Source organism: Cupriavidus sp. BIS7 (assembly GCF_000292345.1).
GTDB lineage: Bacteria > Pseudomonadota > Gammaproteobacteria > Burkholderiales > Burkholderiaceae > Cupriavidus.
The window spans coordinates 1-2,013 of the sequence record NZ_ALOU01000121.1 but is presented as its reverse complement, the minus strand read 5'-3'; the positions used below and the strand labels follow the sequence as shown (position 1 = coordinate 2,013).

Sequence of the window (2,013 nt, the reverse complement as noted above, 5' to 3'; positions counted from 1 at the left end):
GGCTCGTCGAGCAGCAGGATGTCCGGTTCGGCAACCAGGCCCTGTGCCAGCGCTACCCGCTTCTGCAGGCCGCCCGAAAGCGCGTCCACGCGCACATGGGGGTCGAGCCCAAGCTTGGCCAGCGTGGTTTCCACGCGGGTGCGCAGCTTCCAGGCGTCGGCGGCGTCCAGCTCGGCCTGCACACGGTGCAGTTCGGCCAGCGTGGCTTCGTCGTTGTGGGTTTCCAGCTTCTCGAGCGCGGCGTCATAACGCAGCAGCAGGTCGTGGGCCTCGCCCATCCCCTGGCTTACCGCGTCGAACACGGTCAAACCCGGCTCAAATTGCGGCTCTTGCGCCACATATGTGGAAGTCACGCCGCTCTGGCGCGCAATCAGGCCGTCATCGGGCGCCGACGTGCCGGCCACGATCCGCAGCAGCGACGACTTTCCCGTGCCGTTGCGGCCGATCAGGCCGACGCGTTCGCCTGCTTCAATGGAAAAATCGGTGTGGTCGAGCAATGCCACGTGGCCGAAGGCCAGTTGGGCATCGGAAATGGAAAACAGGGCCATGATGGGTAAGACGGAGTAGGCCCAAGATTGTAGACGAGTCGCCGGGCCGCCGAACCCCGAGTCATGGAATCGCCTGACGGCACCCCGCTCTCGCGCCCAAAAAAAAGAAGGGCCCGTTCGCACACGGGCCCAAGAGTCTCTCCTCGGTGCCCTGCTCGCAAGGCACGATTGAAGAATATCCACTCCCCGCACGCCCCAGAAGTCGGATAAGTCCGTAAGGGAAAGCCCCCGTCAACCCGGGTCAGACCGAAGCGTTGCGTACCGGGAACGCCTGCAAGGCCTTGAGGCGGGCGACTAGCAATTGCAGTTGTGTCTCCGCCGCCGCCCGTGGAACAATCGGCGACGTCGGACTTCTCCGAACGCACAACAAGAAGCACAACAAGAGCAGCACCACGAAGTACCACGGAACACAGAGCCGGAACGATCCGGCCAATCGGCGGCCACGCGCCGCCTGGGTTATTTCTGACTATTTTCGACGGATGTCATCCATGACCAATTCGGGCCTGCCACGCCGCGCCTCGTCACGAGGCCTTGCGTCTGTCGTACTTTCCATTGCCGCACTGCTGAGCCTGCCGGCCGTACCGGCGGCACAGGCGGCGTCCAACTCCGTCGTACTGCGCATCCAGCAGACCGGCGCCATCCGCATCGCACATCGGGAAAGCTCCGTGCCGTTCTCGTTCATTGCGGACGGCAAGCCGGTGGGATATGCCGTCGACCTGTGCCTGAAGGTGGCGGACGCCGTGCGCACGCAGCTCAAGCTGCCGCAACTGCGCGTGGAATGGGTGCCGGTGACGCCGGCCAATCGCATCCAGGCCATCGTGGACGGCAAGGCCGATCTCGAATGCGGATCGACAACCAATAACCGCGAGCGCCGCGAACAGGTGGCCTTCACGATTCCGCACTACATCGCCGGCAGCCGCATGCTGGTCAAGGCCAATTCCGGCATCCGCAACTGGAGCGACCTGCGCGGCAAGACAGTCGCCTCCACCACCGGCACGACCCCGTTGGCAATGCTCCGGAAGATGGACGAATCCGGCGCCATGGGCTGGAAGGTCGTGGAAGCCAAGGACCATGCCGAAGCTTTTGCCATGGTGGAATCGGGCCGCGCCGACGCGTTCGTGATGGATGACGTGCTGCTGTTCGGCCTGCGCGCCAACGCGAAGACCCCGGCATCGTTCACCGTCACCGGCGACCTGCTGACGATCGAACCGTACGCGATCATGCTGTCCAAGAACGACACCGAGTTCAAGAAGATCGTCGACAAGGCCATGGTCAGCGCCATCTACGACCAGGACACGCAAAAGCTCTACCGCAAGTGGTTCCAGCAGCCGATCCCGCCCCACGGGATCACGCTGGATATCCCGATGAGCTACCTGCTGCGAGATTCGTTCAAGTTCCCGAGCGACAAGGTAGCTGATTGAGATGCTGATCCTGGCACCTACCTCGCTCCCCTCTCCCACGAGTG

The 2,013-nt window shown here is 63.5% G+C and carries 2 protein-coding genes; one reads left to right on the top strand and one right to left on the bottom strand.

What is annotated here, in order from left to right; genetic code table 11:
* Positions 1-548: ATP-binding cassette domain-containing protein (locus tag B552_RS27990; RefSeq protein WP_035880439.1), on the bottom strand; the 548-nt coding region annotated here is incomplete at its 3' end.
* Positions 549-1,036: 488 nt separating this feature from the next.
* Here B552_RS27990 and B552_RS0126785 point away from each other — a divergent pair.
* Entirely contained in the window at positions 1,037-1,969 is a 933-nt protein-coding gene (locus tag B552_RS0126785) for an amino acid ABC transporter substrate-binding protein (protein ID WP_019452142.1), read from the top strand.
* Positions 1,970-2,013 lie beyond the last annotated feature (44 nt).